The organism is Neisseria sp. P0021.S006, assembly GCF_051956895.1.
Map to the genome: position 1 here is coordinate 1 of NZ_JBQCWZ010000936.1, position 573 is coordinate 573.

The 573-nt window shown below is 57.9% G+C and carries 1 pseudogene; it reads right to left on the reverse strand.

Going from position 1 to position 573, the window contains the following annotated elements:
• A pseudogene (locus ACTHUM_RS18005) lies at positions 1–573 on the reverse strand (bifunctional acetaldehyde-CoA/alcohol dehydrogenase); the annotation flags it as partial.

Below are 573 nucleotides of genomic sequence, written 5' to 3' on the forward strand. Positions count from 1 at the left end.
GCTCTTTCAACGACATTTTGATGCCGACGTTGACCGACAGTTCGTGGCAGGCGCGGGCGAAGGATTCGACGCCTTCTGCCGGTGTGCTGCATGGCAGGCCTAAGGTACGGGCGATTTCCTGATATTTCAGGTCGGCTTTGTAGTAGTTGTACTTCGGCCAAGTGGCGGTTTTCTGCGGGCGCGTGCCGTTGTAGCGGATGACGTGCGGCAGCAGGATGGCGTTGGCACGGCCGTGCGGAACGTGATATTTGCCGCCGATTTTGTGTGCCATCGAGTGGTTGATGCCCAAGAACGCATTGGCAAACGCCATGCCTGCGATGGTGGAGGCATTGTGCATATGCTCGCGCGCTTCAGGATCGGCCGCACCGTGTTTGTAGGAGCGTTCGAGGTATTGGAACACGAGCTTGATGGCTTGCAGAGCGAGGCCGTCTGTAAAGTCGTTCGCCAGTACGGAAACGTACGCTTCTACCGCGTGGGTCAGTACGTCCAAACCGGTATCGGCGGTTACGCCGGCGGGGACGGTCATGGTAAACGCAGGATCGACAATCGAAATAGTCGGGGTCAGCGAGTAGT